Annotated in this window: 29 protein-coding genes; 9 read left to right on the top strand and 20 right to left on the bottom strand. The window is 68.2% G+C overall.

Annotation, left to right across the window (positions count from 1 at the left end; all coding sequences use genetic code 11):
- Positions 1-84: 84 nt before the first annotated feature.
- The 10 genes from AB0D34_RS12660 to AB0D34_RS12615 form a co-directional block, all read right to left on the bottom strand.
- Positions 85-1,365: a hypothetical protein gene (locus AB0D34_RS12660; RefSeq protein WP_362660617.1), complete on the bottom strand. Its 1,281-nt coding sequence runs from the start codon at positions 1,363-1,365 to the stop codon at positions 85-87.
- Positions 1,366-1,409: 44 nt separating this feature from the next.
- Positions 1,410-2,582, bottom strand: coding sequence for an ATP-grasp domain-containing protein (locus tag AB0D34_RS12655; protein WP_362660615.1), 1,173 nt, complete (start codon positions 2,580-2,582; stop codon positions 1,410-1,412).
- A gap of 101 nt (positions 2,583-2,683) precedes the next feature.
- The gene (locus tag AB0D34_RS12650; protein ID WP_362660613.1) at positions 2,684-3,550 is read right to left on the bottom strand and encodes a hypothetical protein; all 867 of its coding nucleotides are present in this window, start codon (positions 3,548-3,550) and stop codon (positions 2,684-2,686) included.
- Positions 3,547-4,224, bottom strand: a complete 678-nt coding sequence (locus tag AB0D34_RS12645) for a VUT family protein (protein WP_362660611.1) — start codon at positions 4,222-4,224, stop codon at positions 3,547-3,549. Before AB0D34_RS12645 ends, AB0D34_RS12650 begins: the two co-directional genes overlap by 4 nt.
- Before the next feature lie 56 nt (positions 4,225-4,280).
- Positions 4,281-5,267 (bottom strand): L-histidine N(alpha)-methyltransferase, encoded by a 987-nt coding sequence (egtD, locus tag AB0D34_RS12640; RefSeq protein ID WP_362660608.1) that lies wholly within the window; start codon positions 5,265-5,267, stop codon positions 4,281-4,283.
- Positions 5,264-6,463: an MFS transporter gene (locus AB0D34_RS12635; protein WP_362660605.1), complete on the bottom strand. Its 1,200-nt coding sequence runs from the start codon at positions 6,461-6,463 to the stop codon at positions 5,264-5,266. The genes egtD and AB0D34_RS12635 overlap by 4 nt, the downstream gene beginning before the upstream one ends.
- A 62-nt stretch (positions 6,464-6,525) precedes the next feature.
- Positions 6,526-6,939 (bottom strand): hypothetical protein, encoded by a 414-nt coding sequence (locus tag AB0D34_RS12630; protein ID WP_362660602.1) that lies wholly within the window; start codon positions 6,937-6,939, stop codon positions 6,526-6,528.
- A complete protein-coding gene (locus AB0D34_RS12625) occupies positions 6,936-7,952 on the bottom strand; it encodes a hypothetical protein (RefSeq protein WP_362660600.1) in 1,017 nt (338 codons plus the stop codon). The genes AB0D34_RS12630 and AB0D34_RS12625 overlap by 4 nt, the downstream gene beginning before the upstream one ends.
- A gap of 158 nt (positions 7,953-8,110) precedes the next feature.
- Positions 8,111-9,304 (bottom strand): MFS transporter, encoded by a 1,194-nt coding sequence (locus AB0D34_RS12620; protein WP_362660597.1) that lies wholly within the window; start codon positions 9,302-9,304, stop codon positions 8,111-8,113.
- Between the two features lie 713 nt (positions 9,305-10,017).
- Positions 10,018-10,377, bottom strand: coding sequence for a hypothetical protein (locus AB0D34_RS12615; RefSeq protein WP_037620213.1), 360 nt, complete (start codon positions 10,375-10,377; stop codon positions 10,018-10,020).
- A 560-nt stretch (positions 10,378-10,937) separates the two neighbouring features.
- Here AB0D34_RS12615 and AB0D34_RS12610 point away from each other — a divergent pair.
- On the top strand, positions 10,938-11,696 hold the full coding sequence (locus AB0D34_RS12610; RefSeq protein WP_362660594.1) for a hypothetical protein: 759 nt from the start codon (positions 10,938-10,940) through the stop codon (positions 11,694-11,696).
- Positions 11,697-11,744: 48 nt separating this feature from the next.
- Here the strand turns inward: AB0D34_RS12610 and AB0D34_RS12605 are convergent, their stop codons facing one another.
- Positions 11,745-11,867: a hypothetical protein gene (locus tag AB0D34_RS12605; RefSeq protein ID WP_362660591.1), complete on the bottom strand. Its 123-nt coding sequence runs from the start codon at positions 11,865-11,867 to the stop codon at positions 11,745-11,747.
- Between the two features lie 752 nt (positions 11,868-12,619).
- On the opposite strand from AB0D34_RS12605, the gene AB0D34_RS12600 reads away from it, so the two are divergent.
- From AB0D34_RS12600 to AB0D34_RS12585, 4 genes are all read left to right on the top strand, one after another.
- Positions 12,620-13,564, top strand: coding sequence for a zinc-binding dehydrogenase (locus AB0D34_RS12600; RefSeq protein ID WP_362660589.1), 945 nt, complete (start codon positions 12,620-12,622; stop codon positions 13,562-13,564).
- A 284-nt stretch (positions 13,565-13,848) separates the two neighbouring features.
- Positions 13,849-14,553: an IclR family transcriptional regulator C-terminal domain-containing protein gene (locus AB0D34_RS12595; RefSeq protein WP_362660586.1), complete on the top strand. Its 705-nt coding sequence runs from the start codon at positions 13,849-13,851 to the stop codon at positions 14,551-14,553.
- A gap of 105 nt (positions 14,554-14,658) precedes the next feature.
- A complete protein-coding gene (locus AB0D34_RS12590; protein ID WP_362660583.1) occupies positions 14,659-15,015 on the top strand; it encodes a hypothetical protein in 357 nt (118 codons plus the stop codon).
- Positions 15,016-15,036: 21 nt separating this feature from the next.
- Positions 15,037-15,573, top strand: coding sequence for a hypothetical protein (locus AB0D34_RS12585; RefSeq protein WP_362660581.1), 537 nt, complete (start codon positions 15,037-15,039; stop codon positions 15,571-15,573).
- 36 nt (positions 15,574-15,609) lie between these two features.
- Here the strand turns inward: AB0D34_RS12585 and AB0D34_RS12580 are convergent, their stop codons facing one another.
- The 6 genes from AB0D34_RS12580 to AB0D34_RS12555 form a co-directional block, all read right to left on the bottom strand.
- On the bottom strand, positions 15,610-15,822 hold the full coding sequence (locus tag AB0D34_RS12580) for a DUF6233 domain-containing protein (protein WP_362660578.1): 213 nt from the start codon (positions 15,820-15,822) through the stop codon (positions 15,610-15,612).
- Complete coding sequence (locus AB0D34_RS12575; RefSeq protein ID WP_362660576.1) at positions 15,759-15,989, bottom strand: hypothetical protein; 231 nt, start codon at positions 15,987-15,989, stop codon at positions 15,759-15,761. Before AB0D34_RS12575 ends, AB0D34_RS12580 begins: the two co-directional genes overlap by 64 nt.
- 106 nt (positions 15,990-16,095) lie before the next feature.
- Positions 16,096-17,502: a hypothetical protein gene (locus AB0D34_RS12570; protein ID WP_362660573.1), complete on the bottom strand. Its 1,407-nt coding sequence runs from the start codon at positions 17,500-17,502 to the stop codon at positions 16,096-16,098.
- Positions 17,503-17,581: 79 nt separating this feature from the next.
- Positions 17,582-18,373 (bottom strand): DNA ligase, encoded by a 792-nt coding sequence (locus tag AB0D34_RS12565; protein ID WP_362661011.1) that lies wholly within the window; start codon positions 18,371-18,373, stop codon positions 17,582-17,584.
- Between the two features lie 290 nt (positions 18,374-18,663).
- Positions 18,664-19,035 carry a DoxX family protein gene (locus AB0D34_RS12560; RefSeq protein ID WP_133933615.1) on the bottom strand — a complete coding sequence of 124 codons (372 nt, stop codon included), beginning with the start codon at positions 19,033-19,035 and terminating at the stop codon, positions 18,664-18,666.
- 100 nt (positions 19,036-19,135) lie between these two features.
- Entirely contained in the window at positions 19,136-19,810 is a 675-nt protein-coding gene (locus tag AB0D34_RS12555) for an SDR family oxidoreductase (protein WP_362660570.1), read from the bottom strand.
- 101 nt (positions 19,811-19,911) lie between these two features.
- On the opposite strand from AB0D34_RS12555, the gene AB0D34_RS12550 reads away from it, so the two are divergent.
- Positions 19,912-20,604 carry a TetR/AcrR family transcriptional regulator gene (locus AB0D34_RS12550; RefSeq protein WP_362660567.1) on the top strand — a complete coding sequence of 231 codons (693 nt, stop codon included), beginning with the start codon at positions 19,912-19,914 and terminating at the stop codon, positions 20,602-20,604.
- A 75-nt stretch (positions 20,605-20,679) separates the two neighbouring features.
- Here AB0D34_RS12550 and AB0D34_RS12545 read toward each other — a convergent pair whose 3' ends face one another.
- The gene (locus AB0D34_RS12545) at positions 20,680-21,327 is read right to left on the bottom strand and encodes a response regulator transcription factor (protein ID WP_362660564.1); all 648 of its coding nucleotides are present in this window, start codon (positions 21,325-21,327) and stop codon (positions 20,680-20,682) included.
- Positions 21,324-22,547, bottom strand: a complete 1,224-nt coding sequence (locus tag AB0D34_RS12540) for a sensor histidine kinase (protein ID WP_362660561.1) — start codon at positions 22,545-22,547, stop codon at positions 21,324-21,326. Before AB0D34_RS12540 ends, AB0D34_RS12545 begins: the two co-directional genes overlap by 4 nt.
- A gap of 179 nt (positions 22,548-22,726) precedes the next feature.
- On the opposite strand from AB0D34_RS12540, the gene lgt reads away from it, so the two are divergent.
- Together lgt and AB0D34_RS12530 are read left to right on the top strand one after the other, a co-directional pair.
- Entirely contained in the window at positions 22,727-23,593 is an 867-nt protein-coding gene (gene lgt / locus AB0D34_RS12535; RefSeq protein WP_362660558.1) for a prolipoprotein diacylglyceryl transferase, read from the top strand.
- Between the two features lie 31 nt (positions 23,594-23,624).
- The gene (locus AB0D34_RS12530; protein WP_362660555.1) at positions 23,625-24,047 is read left to right on the top strand and encodes a DUF6069 family protein; all 423 of its coding nucleotides are present in this window, start codon (positions 23,625-23,627) and stop codon (positions 24,045-24,047) included.
- 94 nt (positions 24,048-24,141) lie between these two features.
- Here the strand turns inward: AB0D34_RS12530 and AB0D34_RS12525 are convergent, their stop codons facing one another.
- The gene (locus tag AB0D34_RS12525; protein WP_194038405.1) at positions 24,142-24,345 is read right to left on the bottom strand and encodes a hypothetical protein; all 204 of its coding nucleotides are present in this window, start codon (positions 24,343-24,345) and stop codon (positions 24,142-24,144) included.
- Here AB0D34_RS12525 and AB0D34_RS12520 point away from each other — a divergent pair.
- Complete coding sequence (locus AB0D34_RS12520; RefSeq protein WP_362660551.1) at positions 24,344-24,631, top strand: DUF6207 family protein; 288 nt, start codon at positions 24,344-24,346, stop codon at positions 24,629-24,631. The two genes, AB0D34_RS12525 and AB0D34_RS12520, sit on opposite strands and share 2 nt — an antisense overlap.
- Positions 24,632-24,853 lie beyond the last annotated feature (222 nt).

Raw genomic sequence — 24,853 nt, 5'->3', positions numbered from 1 at the left:
GGCCGGTTCAAGATCCGTGGCACGGACGTGGCTTCCTCTCTTGATCAGGTGAAGAGTACGACTCCGTTTCTGTAGAACGGATAATCACATGTGCCGGATCTTGTGAAGATCCGCCGTCAGGACCCGGATACGCTGGTAGTCCCTCTCGATCGCCCCGGGCATCTCATCGGCAAGGACGATCTCGCAGGCTTTCCCGCCGGGCAGGAGCGGCGCAGTCCTGGGGATGAACGAGCTCGGGTTCGTGTTAATGCACACTGCGGTGGGCAACACGGCAAGGGCCTGCAGCACGGCTGATTCAGGTGCGCCTCCGCGCGGTGCGTTCACGTATATCCGGGCCACACGGCAGCGGGGGATGTCGCTGCTGTGGCGGGAGGTACAGCAAGCCTCGTCCAACGCTGCGTCGATCGGGTCGTGACCGGTGATCTCCCATATCGCCTCGTCGCCACGCGATCGGTTGGTGACCACTCCGGCGGACAGCAGGACCGGACCGCGCTCGGGCTCGAACGCCACGTGGCATGACATCGCCCCCGATGTCACGCCCAGGGTGTCCAGAGCACGGCACACATACAGGGACAGTCGGCGGGCGAGGAGGTCGTGGCGGTGCAGTAGGTCGATTCGGTCGAGTAGTCCCGTCGGAGCGTGCCCGTGTGCCCAGATGCCGGTAACAGCGTGCTGAGGGCCGTCGGGTCCGAGCCGAGTGACGCTGTTGACCACGTACTGTCGCCCCGCCACCCGTTCCCGCAGGACGAGGGCCGCGTTCCCGCTTTGGTGGAAGGCAGCCCCCTGGATCTGCGGCCAGACGGCTGCTATTGACTGCTTCGTGGGGCACTCGGCGGGTCCCGCGGTCACGCCAATCGCGGCGGAGGTCAGTCGGTAGGCCGACGCCGGATGGCAGTCGGCCCATGCAAGTGCCTCGACGAGGCTGGTCGTACGCAGAGTGCGGGGCACGGCGATCCCTGCCCGTGACAGCGCTTCCGTCTGAACACCTCGATCCGTTCGGAGGAGCGCCGACCCCGGCATGCCGCTGCCGGGCAGGCGCAGTTGCCAGGCGATCCGTTCGGCCAGCTCCACGCCTGCCGCGCTTGCGGCCACCACGGCTTCGACTCCGACCGTGCGTAGCTTCTTGACGGTGCGACGCAGATCTCCGGCGTACTCAATGACGGCGGTGTACGTCTCATCCGGCGTTGTGTTCCTGTAGGCCGGAGGCCTTGTGCCGAGACCGAGAGTGACCGCAAGGGCGTCTCGTCCTCGGCGGGCCAGTGCGTCTGCGTAGCCGGAACCGGGTTGCGGGGCGATGACCGCGACGGCCGTTGTCCCCGCCGTATGCGGGGCTGTGGCCAGAGCTGCGGCATGGGCGGTGGTCATCGGGCAGCTTCCAGGGACGTTCCGTGCGTGGGTGAAGGTGGGGCTCACCGTGTGCAGCTCGTGGTGTGGGCGGGGCGGGAGATTCGCACCGTGAGGTGATCGGCGACCAGGTCGAGGCGTTTCGCGCAGTCGGCGGCGGTGGGGCCGGTGACGACCCAGTGGGCGATGCGGTCGTCGATGCTGGTGCGCGGTGGCGCGGCCACTTGGGTGCCGAGGTCGCGTGTCCAGACGAGTCGTTCCAGCCACAGTTGGTCGTGTACGGGCCCGTGGGCATCGAGCCGTTGGATGTGGCCGGTGTGCTCGGGATAGAGGAAGCGGATCGCGGCGGCTTCCGAGCGGGTCGGGGCCAGGTCGGGCTTCTCGCCGGCTGCGAGAGTGGCCAGCGCCTGGGGCAGGTTCACGCCGGTTGCGCGGTCGACTAGGAGGGGGATGAGGTCTCCCGCGGGTCGGCCGTTGATCTCGATCACCCTGAGGCCGTTGCTGGTCAGCCGCAGCTCGACGTGCACGACGCCCCGGGTGACTCCGAGAGCTTGCACTGCCGCGGTCACGACATCGGCGAGGAGAGGGTCGGTCAGCAGCGGGTCCTGCGCGTCGACGCTGTGTTCGATCTCCTGGAATTGCGGTTCGGGGCCGAGTGTCTTGCGAGTAACGGCCACGATCTGGATGTGCTGCGGGCCGAGGATCACGGTCTCTGCGCTGATCTCTGGGCCTAGGAGGTATTCCTCGACCAGGGCGCCGGGCACGGACCACTCCTCCAGCCCCAGGACGCTGTCCACCAGAGCTCGGGGGAAGGCCTCGCGGACGTCCTCGTCGCTGTCGGCCCGCAGGACGCCCGCGCTTCCTGCCCGGCCTCGGGGCTTGACAACGACCGGATAGCCCAATCCACGGGCGATCTCAACCGCCCGGTCGGCATCCTGTGCAAGGTGGGAGCGCGCCGAGGGAACTCGGTGCTCGGCCAGGAGGCGCCTCATGGTGGCCTTGTCCCGGCAAGCAGCAGCCGCAGCTGGGGAGTTACCCGGCAGGCCGAGGTGGTAGGTCAGCCTGGCCGCGAGTTCGACGTAGTGCTCCATGTACGTCGTCACGCCGGCCACCCCGAGCTGGCTGGCGGTATTCCGTACGAAGTCCACCACGTTCTCGGCGTCACGCAGGTCAACTGCCGCCTCCGCTGCCAGGTAGGGACGGGCCCAACTAGGCGGGGCTTGGTCGACGAGCACCACGGGCCGGACGCGGGCGATCTGGCGCAGAACGTATTCGCGATATTCGGGCGCCCCGGCGCCCAACAGTAAAATCGGATTAGATCCAGGGGAAGTGCGGCTGCTCATGCTGCGTCTCCAGTGTCCTGAGAAGGAAAGGAAGGGGTGTGGACTCCTGCTTCGATTGCGGTCAGAACGCGCTGACGCCATGAGAGGGCGTAGCGCAGACAATTCGCTTCATTTTTGTGCGGGCCGCGGGAACGCGGCAGGCGAAATGTGCAGTCACGGGCGGATACACGGCGCCCTTGAGCGGACCATGCGTGTGAGTCAGCGCTGCCCAGGAGGTATGCGACTTTCCGCAGGCCCATGATTTTGAAGCCGAATCCATGGCACCGGCCGGGACCGAGGATGTCGGCAACCGTTTCCACGATGTCGGCTGCTTCGCCGGTTGCCTGGATACGGCAGACGGAGCCGATGCCGACAACTGGTTCCGTCAGCAGATTGATGCCCGCGCGGTGGTAGAGATCAATGCAGTGTTCGTAGTCGGCGGGGCGACGGCCCTGCACGACGGGGATGATGGGGAGGTCCGGGTCCGCGCTACGCAGGTCCAGATAGTTCCCGACGGTGCGCCGTAGGTGCTCCTGCACGCTCAACCCGGTGCCGGGATAGAACTGGCGGCCCACAGATCCGCCGTGAATGATGGCGTCCTCGCACATCCAGTCCTGTGGCGCCGCCCAGACCAGGTTTCCGATTTCGTCGCGATAGCGGCGTATCTGTTGGGCGTATGTGCGCGGGCTGGGGCCGGTATCCCAGGTTCCGTCACGGCTGAGTTGGGTGAATCCGCCGGAGTCCACAGCGAACGGACCCAGCGCTCGTGGATAGGTATGCCGAATGGCCAGGTGGGGATTGGCCACGAAAAGCGGCACGTCAGTGTGAGCGAGGAAGTGAGGCTTGGCGCCGAGGAAGAAAGTGCGGAACTCCGGCCCGGTCACGGGATGGCCTTCGGTGAGGTCTCGTCCCTTTGCTGTGGCCGCTGCTTCGTGCCCACGTTGTGCCCGAAACCGTCGCATCGCTCGCCGTCGCGGTGAACCGGGCGGGCCTCTGCGCGGGGGATGGCCTCAGGGGAACTGTGCTCCAGGAGGTGGCTGCCGCGGCGTAGGCGATCGCGAAGGAGGAGCAGGGCAACGGCGACGCCTGTCATCCAGATCTTCCCGATCAGCTGTCCGGGCAAGTAGTGCAGAGATCCGAAGGCGAGCGACAGGAAGAGGAGGCTGTCCGCGATCAGGCCGGCTGCGTTCGAGATGGCCAAGGCGATCGTGAAGCCGTGTTTGCGGAGCCGTTCGTACACGACGAAGTCGAGGGATTCTGAGAGGGCATAGGCCGCTGCGGACGCGGTCGCGACGGTCTCATTGGCTGTCCAGGACGATAGGACCACTCCGCCTGCCATGGCCATCGCCGCGGGGGTGCGCCCGGCCAGTTCCCTGCTGACGTCGCGCATGACCAGCGTCAGGCCCACGACATACACCCCGGCCGGGGCCAGGACTCCGGGCGCTACGGGTGCGGCCGGGTAGCGGGTGGTCAGCCAGTTCGCGGTCGGGATGGTCGCCAGATATCCCGACGTCGCAAGGACGGCGGCGGCGAGCTGTCGGCCGCTGTAGCCGGTCACGCTGCCGCTCCGTGAGAAGCCTGGTGGGTAGGTGTCGAGTGGTTCATGACGGACCGTCAGCGCTCTGAGGCAAGCCGTGGTGCGGCAGTCGGTCGTGCGAGCGCGAGGCCGTAGAGCGGTCCGGCAGTCCACCAGCGCGTCAATTCCAGCCCCCACAAGGCGAGTTCACGGCGTAGGACCGGTTCGCGGAACTTTGCTGATACCTCGGTGCGCAGATGCTCGCCCGCCGCGAAGTCGACCGCCAGGCCGAGCGCGGGGATCTTGACGATCTGGTTCGTACGCGACCTCAGCCGCATCTCGATCCACTCGTTTTCGGCGTCCCACCGGACCACGTGTTCGAAGGCGCCGAGATCGAAGTCGGCGCCCAGTTCCCGGTTGACCACGCTGAGCACGTTCTTGTTGAACGCCGCTGTCACGCCGGCCGCGTCGTTGTAGGCAGCGATGAGGGAACGCTCGTCCTTGACCAGGTCGGTGCCGAGCAGGAGGGCGTCGCCGGGCGAGAGCAAGGAGCGTATGGAGGACAGCAACGTGGCGCGCTCGCGGGGCAGAAGGTTGCCGATCGTGCTTCCCAGGAACGCGAGGAGCCGGGGTCCGGGCGTGCCCGGCAGGGCCAGGCCGGTGGTGAAGTCGGCGATCAGGGCATGGACGTTCAGGCCTGGCCGGTGCTTGACCAGGGCGTGTCCCGCCTGGGTGAGGGCGCTCTCGCTGACGTCCACCGGCACGTACGTGTCCAGGTCCGGCAGGGCGTCCAACAGGTGCCGGGTCTTCTCGGACGAGCCGGAGCCCAGTTCGATCAGGGTGCGCGCCCCGGTCATTGCGGCGATGTCGGCGGAGCTGGCGATCAGCAATTCGCGCTCGGCGCGCGCGGGATAGTACTCGGGCAGTTCGGTGATCCTTTCGAACAGGTCACTGCCGTGGGCGTCGTAGAACCACTTGGGCGGGAGCGTTTTCGGGGTGCGCGTGAGGCCGCGCAGAACGTCGGCGCGCAGGGCGGCATCGGTGGTCTCCTCGGGCAGGGTGTGGGTGATCAGGAACGAGCTCACTGATGGGGCTCCTTTTCCGCTTCGAGTTCAGGAGTGGGAGGTAGGGCGTGTGAGTACGTCGTGGTGAGGCGTCGTCGGGCCGTGGCGAGGGTGAGGGCTGCGGCAGCTGCTCCGGCCGGGAGGAGGAGCTGGGTGTGGGTGAGGCCTGCGGCGGCGGTGCCGATCGCGCACCCGATGTCCAGGAAGGCGACCAGCAGGGCGTGGGCCTCCGTGGTGTGCCCAGATGGTGCGAGGGCGCTGGTCATGACGAAGGCCGCGCCGAGGAGGGGGGCCATGGCCAGCCCGGGGAGCACTGCCGAGGACAGCACGGTCGCGGGGTTTCCTGCGATGGTCAGGGGGATCCAGCCGGCGGCGAACACGGCGGACAGGACGATCAAGTGGTCGGCGGTGCTGCCCGACCAGGATCGGGCCCCGTAGGCGAGGCCGCCCAGGACGGCGCCGCACGACAGAGCCGCGGGCAGACCTCCGGACAGTCCGGGGGCGCCGAGCCGATCGGCCGCCTCCACGGCCACGGGAGTGAGAGCCCCGATGGTGACTCCGGCACACGCCATCGCCGCGTACAGCACCCGAAGGCGCACCGAGCGGATCGGGCCGAGCCAATCGGGCCGCGCGGGCTGGGAGTTGGCGTGGTGAGCACGGGAGACCGGGGTGCTCACGAACAGGGCGGTGCCGAGCGCACCGACGGCCGCGGTCGCCACGAGCGCCCAGGACGCGGACGTGGCCGTGACGATCGTGGCCACCAGCAGCGGGCCGACGATGTAGATGAGCTCCTGGGTCCCGGAGTCCAGGGCCAGCGCCACCCGCTGATGGGCGGGCGACGGCATCATCCCCTTCGCGCCCCACAGCGTTCTGAGCGCTGCATCCAGCGGGGGCCGTGTTGTTCCCGCGACCGTCACAGCGGCGACCGCCCACCCCACCTCGCCTGGCCCGGTGGCCAAGGCGAGGAAGGCCGTACTGCTCAGGGCGGCACCGACGGGGAACACATGCCTTGGCCCGTGGCGGTCAACCAGGCGGGCGCTGAGTGGGCCGCCGATGGCATTGGCCACCAGGTACACCGCGGCGAGCAGGCCGGCCGTAGATCCGTCCTCGGCACCGTGATCGGTGCCGAGGAGGATCGCCAGCGGGGCCATCCCGGTGGGCAGTCGCCCGATGAGCGCCCCGGACAGCAGCTGCGCCGCGTGAGGCACACGCAGCACGTCGCGGTACCGAACCCCCGGGAGCGGCCTGTCGGCGGACGCCCGCGTGTCGTCGAGCAGGGTCATGGCCGACGTGCGGGGAGGTATCCCCCGGTCCCGACGGTGGGCGCGACGCGTGCGGTGGCCGCGGGGTGGAAGTCCGGCTCCCATCCGGGAGCGTTCCGCCAAGCACTGTGGGCCAGGCACCGCAGAGCCCAGCCCATGGCATCAGCCTCCGCAGTGGAGGGCCCCTGAGGACTGGCCGCAGCGAGTTGGCACTTGTGGTGCCACTGCGTGGAGAGATCGAGCACTCCCGCCGCGAGCTTTCTCTCGGCCAGGCAGCCGGTCGCCTCCACGACGGCGAGTCGCTGGGCAAGGAAGCGCGCGAAGCGCTCGTCGCGCTCGCGCGCCCACCCCTCGTCGTGGAGTGTGGCGGTGAGCCGCAGGCTCGTCTGGGGACTTTCGCTGGCGGGGCTCGTCCGGTGCGGCGCGCTCATCGCGAGTCCACCAGCTGGTACTCGACGCCGAGCACCTTCGGTTCACCGGCGGGTGTGAACTGGGCGAGGGTCTGTCCCTGGAACTCGTCGAGGATCGCCACGCGCGGGGTCTTGTTGAAGACGGCCTGCTGCGCACCTGGGGAGAGCTTGACGTTGCCGCTGTAGATGAAGCCGTCCTTGAGCTGCTCCATCCGGTTGTGCGCGGTGGGGAACACCGCGATCGCGCCGCCGTGTCGGAGGCGGAGGGCGTAGATCTTCGGGTTGGTGGCCTGGGTGGCTTCCCAGTGCAGCGTGGCGTACTTGGCGTTCTTGTAGGTGGCGCGTTCGCGGTAGGTGGAGACGGCGGTGCGGGTGGCTGCGGTGCTGGCGAGTTTGGTGCCGGCGTGCTTCCCGCCGGTCTCGTACAGGTCCTCGAAAGCGGTCGATGTCTGATCGGGGGCGAGGGTGCCCACGCGGGTGGAGGGCGCGACGGCGGTGGCCAGACCGTGATTGCTGGTGTCGACGGCGGGGATCGAGTTCTTCTGGTCGGCGTAGACCGCGGCGACCATCTTGAAATGCTGGCCGCCGGTCTTGTCGAAGACGAGGAGTGCTTCGGACTTCGACCCGCTGGCCGTGGCCTGGACCGCGAACCAGCTCTGGCCTTCGGGGATGTAGTAGGAGCGGTTACGGTAGCTGAAGGGTTTCTCGTAGTACGCCTGGTCCTTCTTCGACCACGTCGTGAAGAGGCGGTAGTAGGCCGTGGACTGCTCGTAGAGCTGTCCGCCTTCCACAGTGCCGAGCAGGTCGCGGTCCTGGATCTTGTTGGCCCTTGAGTTGATCGCCTCGTAGCGGTCGACGATCTTGGAGGCCTGGGTACTCGTCACCACCCCGGTGGGTGTCGGGCTCGCGGTCGCCGTGGGGGGACCTGGCTTGTCGGGATTCGTGCCGCATGCGGTGAGGGCGACGGCCATGGTCGCACCGGCGGCGAACAGGGTCAGGTGGTGCAGGCTCCGGGATCGGGGCGTGTGGGGCATCGTGCCGTGTACTCCTTCTCCAGTGGTGGAATGTGACGGTCCGCGGGTCTGGCCCGGCCTCCCGGCCGCCTGATGAGCGGCCGGCGAATCCACGGGAGGACCTCGGGAGTTGACGAGATTCGGTCCACGGGCGCTGCGGCTTGCTGCGGCGGGGCTCGTCATGCGGACATCCCGGGTGTGCGTGAGGGGCGGTGCAGGAGCGCGGCCAAAGGCAGGCAGAGCGAAGCGCCGAGGAGTCCGGACAGGAGGGTCGCCAGGGCGACGACGTGGTGGCCGCCATGCGCGAGCGCCCATCCGCCCAGGGCAGGGGCGCACAGAACCGCGGCCGCGAGGGTCGTGCCCCAGATGCCCGCGTAGATGCCGCGGCTCGATGCCGGGGCGATCCGGTTGAGGATGTTCGTGGCAGCGACGAACGCAACGATCTCGCCCGGTACGGCGAGGGCTGCGGCGGCGCTGTAGCCGACCGTCGAGGACGCGAGGCCTGCTGAGCCCATCCCGGCGCCGAGGATGATTCCGCTCAGGCCGAGCAGTCCCACCATCGGGGTGGGACGCTGTGCTCGGCGTGCGAGCCAGGGGTTGAGTAGGGGCGACAGCCCGATCACGGCGGCGGCGCTGGCGACCTGTGTCCACCCGTAGGCCGCGGGCGGCAGACCGTCCTGGGCCATCATCATCGGGAGCACAGAGAACAGAGCGGCTACCGGGATCAGGGTCAGCAGGCTCGCCAGCCACAGAAGCCACAGCAGGGGGTCGGTGAAGGCCTCCCGGCTTCCGCTGTGCTCGGGCGTCTGTGCTGGGGCGGAGGGCGGGACAACCCGCAGTGCGACGACGGCGAACCCAGCGCACACCAGCGCATTGCACCAGAACAGCACGGGGATGCCGATCGGCCCGGCGAGGGCTCCGCCGACGAGTCCGGTGGTGGCCGCGCCGAGATTGACGGCGAAGTGCCGCCAGCCGGTGACGCGGGCACGCCCTGGTTCGTCCGGGATCGTGTCGGCGACAGCGGCGGTCACGATCGGCCGTGGGGCGTCGTAGACAAGACCGGCGACCGCAGCAGCGACGCCAAGTGTGATCGGGGTGCGCGCCGCAGCGAGGAGCGGGAAGCTGGCTGCTGCCACCACCATCGCGCCCACCAGGGTGGCCCTGCGGCCGATCCGGTCGGCCAGCCAGCCGCACAGCAACTGGCCTGTGAACCATCCGGCACCCCACAGCGCCAGGACGCCACTGGACGTTGAGGTGTCGAGGTGGAGCTCGTCCAGGCGGTAGGGCAGGTACGGGTAGACAAAACCTGCTGCGCGCACGGCGAAGGTCCCGATGAGCAGGGCCCAGATGAGCGGCGGCCACCGCTTCGACACCGAGGGCACAGACGGGGGTGATGCGGTCTGTGTCTCAGAGGGTGAGGCTGTTGCGGGCACAGGAACTCCAGGTGACCGGAAGGCTGGGGCGCTGCTCGGCACCGGGGCAGTCATCGCTCGCGGTCACGAGCGGAGCTCGCGCCTGGCTGAACTCCTCGCCCTGCGACGGCTGTTGGGGTTGAGCTGATGAGCAATGGCTCAACGCGGTGCTCGGCTTCGGCCTTGTCGCGCGCGGGCCTCTGACGGGCACGCGTCCCGCCAACCGTCCCCGGGCGAGCGCAGAAGTCGGACGCCGCAGAGCCGAGCGCCGCATATCCCGCCGTCCCCCCTTGTTCTCGGTCGACGGGTCTCTGCAGGCAGGCACCCAGGGATGCACGGAAGAGCTGGGGCTGCCGCCGCCGAAGCCGCGCGATGGCCTTCAAGCGAGCGGTGCGCCGGTGTCGAAGGATGTCCACGAAGGTCTCCGTACGAAGAGGAAGCGAAGCGTCTAGGCAGCAGGTCACCGGTGTGGAGTGCCGGGCAGCGGTGAGGGGCCGACGGCGGGCGCCGTGCATCGCGGGGCCGAGGCCTACCGGTTCGGACCAGACGACGGAGGGGCGCCACCGCAGCCTGCGGTGGCGCCCCTCGGGGAGCCGAGGACCGGACGGGGGGTAGGTCCTCGGCTGGTCTGTGCGGGCCGGCGGCTCGGCACTACTCGGGCGCCGCGGGTGCGTCTACGGGCGCTTGGGGTAGGCAGGCGGCGGAGACACCTCGTACGGGTTGACGCAGTAGTAGATCGCGTAACCGGTCACGCGCTTGCCGTCCGATCGGCGCGTCACGGTTCCGCGCGAATACCAGCGCTTCTCCTTGACCTTGTAGGCGAACTGGTTGACCCGGACCTTGTCGCCCTTGTAGCCGATGCCGACGACCTTGCTGCTCTGGCTCGGGCTCTTGTGGAACTTCACGGCGCTGCACGACACCTTCATGGTCGCGGTGTCATAGGCCTGAGCTGCCGGAGCGGCGGCCAGCGCCCCGCCGGCCAACATGAGGCCGAGTGCTCCTGCCGCGATCCTGCGGCGCTTCAGGACGATCATGGCGGACCCCTCACTGCTTCTCGGACGGCATCCGTGAATGCGGAACCCCCGGTGCACGCCCCGCCCCACTGGCACTGCTCAGCGGACACGAGGGCGCGCCCCAGCACCCACATTCATAAACACCTGTAGATGACAGGCGTTGACCATAACCCTCGAACGACGACAGGTCGAGCCCTTTTTGTAAACACACGTAGATGACCTTGGGGATGGCGAAGTCTTGCCCATCGCGAATCCGGAGCCGAGGCGCCGCAGCGCCAGGCCTGCACGGCACCCGACCCTGAGTGGGTGGTGGCCCGTCCATTAGCCCGGTATGTGCTAGATTCACCTAAACGCCTGTAGAGATAACGCCAAGGTTCGCCTGCGACTTCTCACCGTGTGGGAGGCTCACAGGAAGCGGATCGACTCCAGTGGACTAGGCCTGTATGCAGCATCGGAGCTGCATGGTGAGACCACTTGACGCGACCTGGCCGCGAAGTGATATTCACGTGCGTAGATGGCGACAGGGGTCGCACATCTCCGCAGAATGATCAAGCCACACAGGAGAGGGGGAAGGGCCGACGATGCCGGGAACCGGCGGTGACGGCGCCATTGACCCGCCGCGCACGCTCGCGCAGAAACTGTCGATGCTCCGCGAAGCACGTGCGCCTGAAGGCGGGAAGCCGCCGTCCTGGGAGGCGCTGGCGAGGGAGATCAGCGACACGACCGGTACCCCGATCTCAGGGGCATACCTCTGGGAGCTGGGAACCGGCAGGCGAGACGACACCGTGACCCGGCGTCACCTCAAGGCCCTCGCCGCGTTCTTCAAACGACGCGTCTCCTATTTCGCCGAGGACGAAGCGGCGTTCGAGGACGACGCACAAGCGCAGATGGCACTCCTGGAGCAGCTGCGCCGTCTAGACGTTCGCCAAATCAGGCTCCAGAACATGGAAGGGGACGTCGGCCCCGACACGGTCACCGACCTCCTCGGGCGGCTGCAGACGATCGACATTCTGCGCGACCCAGATGTCCGCGCCATCGCCCTGCGGATCACCAGCCTGACGCCCGACCAGCGGGAAGCGCTCAGCAGCCTGGCCGGCGAGCCGTCACTGCTCGACGTCCTCCCGCGTGCGATGGGCCTCCTTGAAGCCGCAGCCAGGGTCACGGACGAGCAGATCGCTTCAGCCACCCGCGCCCTCGGCCAGGTCTGCATCCTCCAGTTGCTCCAGGACGAGGGGGCCGTCGAGGTCGCCCGCCAGTGCAGTCAATTGCTGCCCTCCAGCAGGCAGGCAGTCCTGTCGATGATCGGACAGCTCGAACGCCTGGAAAGCGGCAAGGCGTAGGAGTCGGGCCGTCCACTGAAGCGGACGGCCCTGTACTCCCTCGCCGAACTAGGCGGCGTCGCCGCCACCGCGGTACGGGCCCAACTGAAGGTATTCCGCGATCAGTTCACGCGGAAGGAGGGGCATCAGCCGGCTGGCCGCATCGAGCGTCATCTCGTCTGCTTCTTCCATGGAGGCGGCCTCCGGTGCCCGCCATCGGCCTGCACCCTCCGTACCCGTGGAGACGGGATGGAAGAGCATGGTTCCGTCCCCGGCAAAGAGCCACACCCCGCTAGGAGCATCGGGTTCGCTCTCCTCGCCGCGGTGAACGAGGCCGTCTCCTTTGCGCCCCTCGCGACTGACCTCACCGATTACGGATGGGTCCGCGAATTCGTGGGAGTCCGAGGGTTCCATGCTTTGCGGATCCTCGTCCAGGACTCCGTTCCAGTTTTCCCGCCGGCTCCCGCCCGGCACTGTCATCGCTATCGCCCCCGCGGTCCGTCCTTCGCTTTCCGTGCATTGCGTGACTGCGGCTCGTTCCCCGATAAGTACACGCGTCTCTTCTCCCTGCCAACGAGGGCGGTACGCGCTAGGCCCCGAGGCCCAACTGCCCGTCTTGGCGCATGACCCCAGGCACGGCAGCGTCCAGCCGCCCGGCGCGCGACGTCCTGGTCGATGCGGACGATCGCCCTCCCTGCGTCCTGATTCCTACCCTCGGAAATATGCCTACGTCAACGAGGAAACACAGAGAGTCGTATACGCGATTGCGTTTCTCACGTGATGAGAAACTGACCCGCTGAACACATCTCATGCGGTGAGAATGCGGTTTCATTTCTCACCACATGAGAAACGGAAGGTGTTTGCAGGCACTCCGCGAAAGCGTCACCTTCGTGCCATAACCTGGCGGCAAGGACTTACGCAGATCCACAAACACAGGGAGAAGTGTGCGCGCCATCAGGATGGAGCAGTTCGGCGGCCCGGAGGTACTGCAGCTGGTCGAGGTCCCCGACCTTGAGCCGCGAGGTGCTCATCATCTCTTGCAGGTGAATCGCTCCGGGGTGAACTTCGCGGACATGCACGTGCGGGGCGACGACTACCTCGCCCCGGTAACGCTGCCCTACATCCCCGGCAACGAGGTCGTCGGCCGCACCGCGGAGGGCAAGCGCTTTGTCGGGCTCACCCGGGGCGGCGGATACGCCGAGCAGGCCCACGTCCACCGCCGCACTTCGTGGGAGGTGCCCGAGGGGGTGAGCGATGAACAGGCCGTGGCGCTGTGCCTCCAGGGCAACTCGGCCTACCACCTGCTGCACACCGTCGCCGGTGTCCAGGAAGGCCAGAGCGTGGTGATTCCGGCTGCCGCCGGCGGCTTGGGCTCCATAGCCGTCCAGCTGGCCACGACCCTCGGCGCGAAGGTGATCGCCCTGGCGAGCACGAAGGACAAGCGCCAACTCGCGGAAGACCTCGGTGCGTTCGCCGTTGTCGACTCCACGAGCGAGAACCTCGCCGAGGAGATCAAGGAAGCGGCGGGCGGCCCGGTCCAGGTGGCCCTGGAGATGACCGGGGGGTCCACCTTCCACTCCACCGTCGCCGCTCTCGCCGACCGCGGCCGACTTGCCGTGTACGGATACGCATCAGGTGAGCTGACCGAAGTGTCGACCAAGGTGCTGATGGAGCGGTCGATCACCGTGTCCGGGTTCTGGCTGCCGTCGCTCTACAGCGACCGAAACGCCCTGCCCACCAGCATGAACGCACTGTTCGAGGCCGTGCGCGCCGGCTCGCTGCGGCCTGTCCTCGGGCAGGTCTATCCGCTGAGCGAGGCGTCCGCCGCCCACGCCGCGCTGGCCGCCCGCGCCCACACCGGGAAGCTCTGCCTGGATACCGCCAGGTAGTAGAAACCTTAAAATTTCCCTTAGATTATCCCTCCCCCGGAACAAGGGTGAGACGCAGGACGTCGTTCAACTAGTCGTCAATGTGGGGGATTTGGTGGGCCGCCTTCCGTGCCGGGAGCGCGGCCCACCCGACGGGAGGTAGCGGTTGCATGACCGGCAACGAAATCTCGAACACATCAGAGGCGGGTTCGCGCCTCGTCGACCGATTCATCCGCGTTCAGAAGGCCTTCGGTCAACTTGGAGGCGAAGTGCACGGCACGGGTGAGATAGCCAGGGCAGCTAAATTGGACGACTCGACTGTCTCCCGGATTCTGCAATCCGGCGTCTACGGCGGCTTCTTCGAGCGCATCAGCCACGGCAAGTACCGACTCGGTGTCGGCGCGGTGCACCTCGGCATGCACGCACTCGCCCACGCGCCCGCGAAGGACGACAGCACACACGCGATCCTGGAGGAGCTGCGCGAAGCGACCAACGGAGGCCTGGTCTTCCAGTACATGATGGCACCGTTCGGCGGCGCCCAGCGTCAGTGCATCGACATGGCCGTGGGCGACTCTGACCTGGTGGAACTCGGCATGACCGCCCTCGACATCCTGTCCATCACGCGCTCGCTCCGCACCGGAGCCAGCGGCCGGACCATCCTGGCCTACCTCCCCGACACCCTCCAGGAGCTCGTCCTGGACGAACCCATTCCGGCCGAAGCGGGCCCGGGCGTCTACCGCGACGACAAGGAACTCCTCACCTCACTCGAAGAGGTCCGCGACCGCGGATACGCCCTCGGCTACGAAGAGTGCATGCCCCTGTGGAATTCCTGCGCGGCACCCATCGTGTGGGGCGAGGCGATCATGGGCGCTGTCCTCCTGCTCAAGCCCGCCACTATCATGCCCGAGGCGCCGGAGTCGGTGATCGAGGCCACCACAGCAGCCGCTTCCAAGCTCAGCGCCAAGCTGAGCCACCTGTCGGAACCCATGGCCATGATGCTCGGCTCGTAACCGACACCCAGGACAGAACTAGGGAGAAACGCGGGCGAACGCCGGGCGGGCTGACGGCAGAAATCGCAGCGCCAGCCGACGGGTTTGGTGTCTAGGGTGAATCACATGAGCGAACATCAGGCAGTTCACTCCGTCGCCCGAGTGGCAGCCACCCTCCGCACGGTGCTGGCCGGCTTCCGTGAGGGCGGGGCACGAGCCCTCCCGCTGCTGGTCGGCGAGCAGGAGGGAGGCGAGCCTGAGGCCGCCATCCTGCCGTACGACCTCTTCGTGCTCCTTCTCCAGGCCGTGGAACGTGCTGACGACGTCGCCATCGGCGATCTCGCAGGGCAGCGGATCGCCGAGGCGCCCGCTCCTGGGCAGGGGCTGGACACAGCGGCTCTGGCCCGCCTGGTCGCCGACGCGAACCCCGGGCAGGCCGACGAGATCCTCCGGGCCGGCGGTGCGTCGGCGCAAGAGGACTAACGACAGCAGGACGGAGAACTCGTGGCGGCGTCCGACCCCTTCCGCGGGGACCACCTGCCGCAGGTCGGCGCTGACATCCTGAAGCTGAACCCTCAGCTGCAGAAACTGGCCATCATCCGCATCGCACAACTGGCCAGCGGGGAAGCCGAAGGCATCCGCCTGGAACGGATGTCCGACTCCTGGCCGGCGGAGCTTAGAGACTGCTGGAAGCTCTACTTCGACGAGCAGGAGTACGACGAAGGGCAGCGGCTCAACCGTCAGGCCCCGCGCTATCGCATCGTTTATCGATTCCTCGATCCCGTGCCAGACCCCGCCGATCGCGATCGGCGGCCACGCCTCCAGGTCCTGGCGGTCGGCCCGCGCTACCAGGCCGAAGCGTACGAGCGGGCAGTCTCCCGGCTCGCTCGACCGGAGGTTGCCAGCGAGCGCTCGGTCCAGCCAGCACGTCGCGCTCCCCAGCAGCGCGGGCAGCGCGCTGCTGATCGGGGCAGGCGTGCGCAAGAGCAGCAAAGGCAACAACCCCGACAAGGGTCCCCCCACCCAAGGCGCGGGCGATAGCGCACGGCCCAGGGCCTCCGGCCCCGGATGGGCCCCTCACCGCGCGAGGGTCCGCGGCAGGTCAGCCCTTCTTGCGCCGCCCTCAGCCGAGGATCCCAACTCTGTGTCGGGGCGACAGAACGCGCATGCCTCCATCTGCGCGTCGGCGAGCGCAAGACGAGCATCGTGCGTGCCGTGGCGGGGCTTCAACCTGCCCAGCCCACGTCGTAGACAACGATCCCGCCGACGAAGGCGCTGAACACCACCCACGACCGAGACCCGAACACCACGGTCCCGTCCCAGCCACCGAGCGGAGGCCATGACCCGGGCCGGACCAGAACCGCGGCGATCACCTCCATGACCTCTTGATGGCCGTGTTCGGGCAACTCGTTCAGTGCGTCCTCGGCCCGGACCGCCAAGTCCACCTCGTACGTCATGTACACCCCCGTGCTCGTGATCAACCCGGGCCAGCAACGTACGGCGCGACGGCGAATCGTGTGACGGCCTGTGGATAACCACAGCCGCGCCGGCGCCACAGTGGCGTCAGATGCTCACCTTGAAGCGACGGAACATGTCCGGGAGGAACTCCCTCAGAAGCGCGCGGGCGCTATCAAGTTGCCTTAGCTCGTCGTGGCCGAACCGGAACACCTCGTACCCCCGGAGTTTGAGGTCCCGGTCTGCTGCGACCATCTCCGCGTACTTGGCAGTGTCCGGAGTACGGCCATGATCGCGGGTGTAGTGCTGCATTCCGTCGACCTCTAGAACGATGCGCAGACCATGGGGCAGAAGCAAGAGGAAATCCATACGGGAGCGCAGCAACGCCTCAGGGCCGCGCTCTTCAACGGTCTTGTGGTCCCAGTGCAGCCACACTTCGGGCAGGAGCGCCGGAACTTCGACGGAGGGTGCCAGTACCTCGTGATAGGCAATGAAGAGATTGTTCTGGCCGTCCGAGTTTTTTGGCAGGCTCTTGAGGAGTCGCTGGTAGAGGTCCTTCCTGGCGTCGATCGCACTGCTGAAGTTGCGGGCGTCCTGCCACCAGACGTGGAGATCACGCCAGCGCAGGCCCTCGGTGGGGATCTCCCGGTCATAGACGAGGGTGTTGTCCGGGCGCCCTCCTACGATCTCGATGTCGTTGTCCACCGAGGACCGGAAGCGGATATCTGGTTTGCTGAGCGAAGCGAAGATGATGTTCTTCGGCCGCCGGTTGCCATGTAGTCGCGTCGATACCACTGTGAACAGGGGATAGCCGCCATCATTGCCGGTCCGTCGCAACTCGACCCCATCAGCACGGAGATGAACGTTGATCGTGCTGACGGTCGCCTCCTGGAGGCCCTCGTCGAGGAGGACGTCCGCTGATACCAGGCCCTCCAAGAAGCGGGCGAACCTGGCATCTCCGGCCTCGAATACGCCGAGCTTCTCGAAGAGATCTTCTGTTGACCAATCCCAGTTACGGAAGACGTGCTGCTCGATGAGGCCCCTCAGCGTCACTGGCCTCGTCCCGTTCAGCAGCAGGCCCTCAAGGTCGTCGAAGGAGAGACCCGAGTCTTCGGCTATCCAGAATCGTTCAAGCAGGCGCAGGAAGCGGTCGTGGTGCTGAGTCAGCTCCGACAGGATGAGGGCGCGCGCCAGCTCACGGCGAGCCTTCTTGGAGATCTCGGGCGGCGCGTCCTCTGCCCACAGCAGGTCTTCGAGCCTGTAGCGGATTGACGGGCTTACAGGGACGAGGGTCTGTTCCAAGGCACTCCGCGTGACCTGCGGCAGTTCAGCGTCAGGTACCTGTCGGAGGCTCAGCTCAATCCGCTCACGCTTGCTCCCGGCATCAGGAGGGACCGATGGCATGCCCAACTGTTCGAAGGCCGGGGTCAACTCCTTGTGCGTCAGGTTGCCAAGACGCGCGACGACCTCGCCGACCAGTGCGCGCAGCACCGAACGATCCCTGCTGTCGACCATTGGCAGATCGTCGCAGAAACCAAGGGGATCCGGCAGCGAACACCGTCGGGACCCCCTCGGGGCAGCACCGCAGGGCAGCTCACCGCAAGCGTGTCGCCACCACAACGGCGTGCCGGGTCGTACCGGCCAGCACCTCCACCACTAGGTCGACGGCCACGGCCGTGTACGACTGACCGGTTCCCAGACGCGCCGCGCGCCCTGGACCGGACACGGCCAACTGCACCCCGATTTGGGAGCCCAACCGCGCGCCGATGGCCCGGGTCATCCGCAGCCGCCCATCCGGCAGCCGTACGACGAGCGCCCTTGGACGCTTGGCTGGCCCGGTGTAGCCGACCAGGACGGAGTCGACCGTTTCCGCGTGCCGGACCTTTTTCCACGACGAGGAGCGCCCGCGTCGGTACGGCGATGTCCCGAGCTTCGCCACTACGCCCTCAACGCCCGTGTCCTGGAGAGAGTCGTACCAGGCCTGTGCCACTGACAGGTCGTCCGTTGCCGACACCGCCTGTATCCGCGATGGCGACGGCAGTCCGGCGAGCACGTCGAGCATCATCGCTCGCCGTTCGACATACGGCCGCCCGCGAACATCTCCTGACGGCAGGGCCAAGACGTCCCACACGACGTACAGGGCCGGGCGCTCCTCGGCCAGCTGGCGGGCCCGCGCGGGTGCCGACGCGGCTCGGGACTGTGCGGCCTCGAAGCTGATTCGCTCGTCCACGACGACCACGGCCTCACCGTCCAAGACCACGCCAGACGGCAGCTCCATCCCGGGCAGCGCTATGTCCATCCAGTTCGCGGTCACATCCCGCCCGGAACGCGCCTGGAGCCGCACACCGTCCGCCGTACGCCACATCACCGTCCGGTGACCGTCCAGCTTCTGTTATGCGCTGTTGAGCTGTCCACGGCTATCGGCCAGCGTCATGTCGATCACAGGGTGGCGGGTGCACTTCACCCGGCGAGACCTCGCGTGGCCGAGAGAAGTGAGCCCATTCATACGGGAGTTCAATGCGCTGTTCGACGGTCTGGATCAGCGGCTGGATGACCTGGGCGTGCCCGAAGGTCAGCCGTTCCTGATCAGTCCGGCGGCCGAGTACGACCTTGCCTTGCGGCCCGGCCGGCGTGGTCGCGGGCCGGGCCGCTGTGAAGGGACGGGAGACCGGGTGGTCAGAAGGAGTGGGGTCCGAACCGGCCCCACATGATGACCGCGGCGACGATGAGCAGGATCGCGTTGAACCCGATGGCCTGTGGCTCCTTGCGGCGGGCGTGGAGGCCCATGGCCAGGACCATGATTACAGCCAGGCCGGTGGCGGCCAGCGGGGTGAGCACCGTGGCGATATCGAAGGCACCCGGCAGGATGAGCCCGAGGCCGCCGGCGAGTTCGGCGACGCCGATCAGACGCACCACGGGTGTCGAGACGTCACTGACCCACGGCAGCTGGGATATGAGTTTTTCGCGGGGCTGGGTGGACTTGGTGACGCCGGCGGCCACGAACAGCGCGGCGAGGACGCCTTGCAGGATCCACAGGAACACGTTCATCGGAGCGGAGACCTTCTTCTTCGGATCCGCCGCGGCGGGGATCGCCGCGGCGGATCAGGGCTGAGCGGATCAGGATTCAACGGGGGAGAGCTGGGAGGCGTCAGACGGTGAAGACGCGCTCGGCTTCTTCGCGCTGAGTGTGCAGGTCCCAGTAGAGAGGGGCGATGTCCTCGGCCTCGGCGGTCGGGATTTCGGGAGGGCCGCCCGCGCCGATCCACACGCCGATGGCGACGTGCGCGGCCTGGATACCGGTGCCGGCCAGCTCCTTGTGCAGGTTGAGTACCCAGTTGCGCAGCGCCGCCTGGGCGGGGTTGACGTTGCCGAGCATCGGGATGGGTTCGACCGAGCCGGCGCCGTTGGTGAAGAGCAGGGTGCCCGCGCCGGCCTCACGCATCGCGGGCAGGACGGCCTGGGTGGCGGTGATGGCGCTGTAGAGCAGGAAGTCGATCCATCCCTGCACATCGGACGGGCTGGTCTGGGACGGGGAGGTGAGGTTCACGGAGGCGATGCTCGGAGCGGGGGAGTGCTCCAGGACGTCGATGCCGCCGAACCGGCTGGCGGCGTCCTTGAGGGCCTGGGTCAGCGCGTCGTGGTCGCGCACGTCCGCCGGGAACGCGGCGGCGGTGATGCCCTCGGCGGTGAGCCGGCCGACGAGGTCGTCGAGCTTGGCGCGGTTGCGGGCGATGAGAGCGACGTCGTAGCCGCGCGAGCCGAAGGTGCGGGCAATGGCGAGGCCCATGCCGGGGCCGGCTCCGACGATGGCGATGCTGGGCATGGTGAAGTCCTTTCAAGTAAGTGGGCCAGGCGTCCCACTTTCGCTGTCGCTCACCGTACAGCAGAAACGGGCCGACCGTTCCACTTGGGTAGAGTGGGGGTATGACCTCGCCACCTTCGGACCAGACGCCAGGCCAGCAGCCCGGCCCGGGACTGCGCGCCGACGCCGAACGCAACCGCTGCCGCATCCTGGCCGCCGCCCGCCGCCTCTACGCCGCCGAAGGACTCGGCGTCTCCATGGCCTCGGTCGCCCGCGAGGCAGGCGTCGGCAAAGCCACGCTCGGCCGGCGCTTCGCCACCCGGGAGGAACTCGTCAACGCGGTCTTCGCCGATCGCATGGATGCCTACGCCGACGCCGTCGCCGAGGCACTGGCCGACCCCGATCCCTGGCACGGTTTCATCAGCTACCTCCACGCCGTCTGCGCCATGCAGGCCGCCGACCGCGGCTTCGCCGACGTCCTGACCATGACCTTTCCCGCCGCCAAGGCGCTGGAGGCACGCCGCGCCGAGGCGTACGAGCGGCTGCTCGAGCTCATCACCCGTGCCAAGGACACCGGGCACCTGCGCGAGGACTTCACTCACCAGGACGTCGTCATCCTGCTCATCGCCAACGCCGGAGTCGTCACCGCCACCGGCGACGCCGCCCCCGACACCTGGCGCCGCCTCGTCGGCCACATGCTCCGCTCCTACGCCGCGCCCGGCGCGCCGATCCCCCCGCTGCCCGACGCCCCGAGGCCCACCGCCCTCTACCGCGCCATGGTCCGCCTCTCACAAACCGGCCCGGGCACCGCCTAGCTACTCGGTGGAGGACCGACTGACGGAACTCCTCGGCCTCTCGCCGTACCGCCGAGCAACACTCCAGCAAGGCCTTCAGTCCATGCGGATGATTCCTCGGCCAAGTGCGGCGGTGACGGCGGCGGTCCGGTCGCCGACGTCGAGCTTGGTGTAGATGTGCAGCAGATGGGTCTTGACGGTGGCCTCGGACAGGCGCAGGGCGCGGGCGATCTGTTTGTTGCTCTGCCCCCGGGCCACGGCGGACAGGACTTCGAGTTCCCGGCCGGACAAGCCGGTGCCCCGGTTGCCGCGCATATGGGCGAGGACCTTGGCGGCCACTGTGGGCGACAGTGCCGCGCCTCCCCGAGCCGCGGTCCGAACGGCCTCGCAGAGCTCGTGTCGTCCGGTGTCCTTGAGCAGGTAGCCGACTGCGCCGGCGTCGATGGCGGCAGTGATGTCGGCGTCCGTGTCGTAGGTGGTCAGGACGAGTACCCGCACCTCGGGGTGGGCGGCACGGATGGCGGCGGTCGCGGTCGTGCCGTCCATTTCGGGCATCTGCAGGTCCATCAGCACGACGTCGGGTGTGAGTGAGGCGGTCTGGCGCAGTGCCTCGGCGCCGGTGGCGGCTTCGCCGACGACCGTGAGGTCGGGCTGGGTGGAGAGCATGGCGGCAAGCCCGTCGCGGACCACGGGGTGGTCGTCGGCGAGGAGGACTCGGATCGTGGGACCGGTCGAAGTCTTCATGACGCCGGGGCCATCCGCTCGGTGCCCGGCACGGCTGAGGGGTCGGAGGCGGAAGGCTCGACTGGGAGGGGCACCGTGACGGTGACGGTCGTCCCCTCGCCCGGGGAGCTTTCCACCGTGAACGTGCCGTGCACAGCGGCGATGCGCTCCCGCATGGTGGTCAGGCCAACGCCCGTATGCCGGGCAGCGGGTGCGAACCCGGTGCCGTCGTCCTGGATGTCGATTGCCAGGACGTCGCCGAGGTACGAGAGCGTGACCGAGACACTGATCGCGCGGGCGTGCCGCCGGGCGTTGGTCAGTGCCTCCTGCACGACCCGCAGCAACTCGCCCTCGGTACTGGGAGGCAGGGCGGCCGGGCGGCCGGTCACGACCGTGTAGGCCTCGGTGCCGGTCTCCTCCGCGAGGCGGGCGGTGAGTTCGCGGACAGCGTCCGCCAGGTGCGTGCGGTCCAGTGGCGCCGGGCGGAGGGCGTGCACGAGGCGGCGGCTCTCGGCGAGGTTGTCCCGGGCCGTGCGCATGGCCTGCTCGACGCGGCGGGCCGCAGGGGAGTCGGGTGGCAGGTCGTCGCGTGCGGCGTCCAGCAGCATGGCGATGGAGGCGAACCCCTGGGTGAGCGTGTCGTGGACCTCGCGGGCCAGGCGCTGGCGTTCGGCCAGGGTGCCCGCCTGGCGTTCCGCTGCCGCTCGTTCGGCCTGGGTGGCGGTGAGCTCGTCGAGGAGTCGCTGCCGCTTGTGACTCTCATGGTCGAGGGTGGCGACGTAGCAGGTGATGGTGACCGCCACGGCGGTACCGAGTACGCATCCCGTGAGCGCCCGTACGTCGACGGAGCCGTCCGTGGTCAGGCTCTGCCATGACCAGCCGGCGCCCAGCACCAGCACCCCGCCGGCCGACCACCAGGCCCGCCTCAGCCAGTAAGGGCTCAGCACCGCCACGGCGACCGGGAGGAACGCGGGGTCCACCACGGCCATGAACGCCCATCCGGCCAAGGCGCCGACAAGGTAGGGCAGCGGCGGGCGGTCGGCGCCACCGCGCAGCGCGATCCAGTACGCGTACCAAAGGGCGAGCCCCACCGCCAGGCCGATCCGCGACAGCGCCGCGCCGGTCGTCATACCCGCCCCGGCCAGCGCACCCGGCATGGACAAGGCGAGCACGGTGGCGAAGAAGGCGTGCTGACCCATGGCCTTCCACCGCTCCCACTCCCACGCCTGTCGCAGTGCCATGGCCCTCAGAGTAGGCGCAGCCGCGTAGCGGGAGAATCAGCCGGCCAGTGGGGGCGGCTCCACCGATCGGTGGATGCAGGGCGCGTCGATCGGTCGATGTGCGTGAGGGGCGCGGGCGGCGACGATCGGCCCCGCAGCCGATGGCCTGCTGCCCCACCGCCCCTTGTGAGGAACCACCAGTGCTCCTGGCCTTCATTCCCAGTCCGTCCATCGGCGAGGTCCACCTGGGCCCGCTCCCACTGCGCGGCTACTCACTGATGCTGATCCTCGGAATCACCGCCGCGGTGTGGCTGGGCGGCCGCCGCTGGGCCGCTCGCGGCGGAGAGAATACCGTCGTGGCGGACATCGCCCTGTGGGCGGTTCCATTCGGTGTCGTCGGTGCCCGCCTCTACCACGTGATCACGTCCGGCGAGCTGTACTTCGGCAAGGGCGGCGATCCGGTCAAGGCCCTTTTCATCTGGGACGGAGGCATCGGTATCTGGGGCGCCATCGCCGGTGGGGCCGTCGGAGCCTGGATCGGCTGCCGCCGCAAGGGCGTTGCCCTGTCCGCGTTCGCCGACGCCGTCGCTCCCGGCATCGCACTGGGGCAGGCCCTCGGCCGCTGGGGCAACTGGTTCAACCAGGAGCTCTACGGGCGGGCCACCACTCTCCCCTGGGCCCTGGAGATCGACCCCGCGCACCGGCCTGAGGACACCCCGAACCTGGCCACTTATCACCCGGCGTTCCTGTACGAGTCGTTGTGGTGTCTCGGTGTGGTCGCCCTGGTCCTGTGGGCGGATCGCCGTTTCCGTCTCGACCGGGGGCGGGCGTTCGCGCTGTACGCCGCCGCGTACGCCGCAGGTCGCTTCTGGATCGAGTACCTGCGGGTGGACGAGGCCCACCACATCCTCGGCCTGCGCCTGAACGACTGGACCGCGCTGCTGGTTTTCGCCGTTGCCGTCGCCTACCTCGTGGCTACGACACGGCGCGCGGCCGACAGGCGTGACGGCGTCGACGTCGGCCGTCTCCTTCAGCAAGTGGATGCCACCAGTAGCCCCAAGAACTGACCAATGTCCCTCACATCCGTTTGGAGTTGCCATGTCCCGTGTCTCCGAGACGCTCCCCACCCGTCGGAGTCCGATCATGGTGGCGGGAGGTGTCTTCGTCGCCTTCCTGCTGTCCTCGCTGGTGAACGCGTTGATCGCCGTACTGGCGCACGCGCTCGGTGCACCGGACGACTTCAGCCAGTTGGAGCCATCGAGGTACGTCTCTCTGACCGCGCTAGGAGTGCTGGGAGGATCCGTCGGGTGGACCCTCGTCCGCAGGTTCTCCCCCGATCCCGAACGGCTGCTCCGCCGACTCGTCCCGTCGGTCGTCGTGTTGTCCTTCGTGCCGGACTTTTTCCAGTTCGGCGAGGGCGAGGTGACCGGTGTCTTGGCGCTGCTCGTGATGCACGTCGCGGTCGCGGCGATCGCAGTGCCGACGTACCGCAGAGTCATGCCACTGAGCTCGGCGCGCTGACCCACGCGCCGACCGGGCCATAGAGCGTTGAGGAGGCACGATCCGCCCGGCACCCCCCAAAGAACCCCCGAAGACCGACCGGGACGGATAGTGATCAGCCGGCCCACCCGATGTCACGGACCTCGATCGCTCCGGCGTGCGGCATGTACTGGATCCAGCACCGCCGCCCGAAGGCCTCCCGGATCTCCTCAACCGAGCCCGGATCACGCACATCGGGCCAGGCCCGCGGATCCATCCGCGCTACCTCCACGAGCGCCATCACCTCCTGCCGCGCCCGGTCGTCCGGCAGCTGCGCCATGACCTCCACCGCCAGTTCCTCCACCACCACGCCGTACCGCCTGGTCGTCGACGTCGCGGCCGCTGACGAAGCCACCGCGCTCGCCTTCCAGCAGCTGCTCGCCGGACGGGAGAAATGGCGAAAGCGGAGCGGACGACGCTGGATGCGAGGTCGGCCGCGCCAAGGACAGCGGGCAGCTGCGCGAGGACTTCACCAGCCGCGATCTCGTGCTGCTGATGGCCAACGCCGGAGTCCTCGGCGCCACGGCCGATGCCCCCCGGACGCCTGGCGCCGACTGATCGCCTGAATGATCCAGTCCTTCCAGGCCCCGCCCCTGAGCCCGGAAAGCGGCGCTTAACCAGCGACCGGTGAGATAGGGCGACCGCGGTGAGGCCGCCGTCGATTTCAGGACTATCAAGCAGGACGAGTCTGGACACCGGACAGGCTGAAACCCTGTCCATAACTTGATCTCGAACCACCACCCAGGCGCAGTCGGCAGCCCTGCGATGAGTTCGGCCAGCGCGACCTC

This window comes from Streptomyces sp. NPDC048420, from assembly GCF_040651535.1.
Lineage (GTDB): Bacteria > Actinomycetota > Actinomycetes > Streptomycetales > Streptomycetaceae > Streptomyces.
The sequence above is the reverse complement of the archived record's forward strand: the minus strand, read 5'-3'. Positions and strand labels throughout refer to the sequence as shown.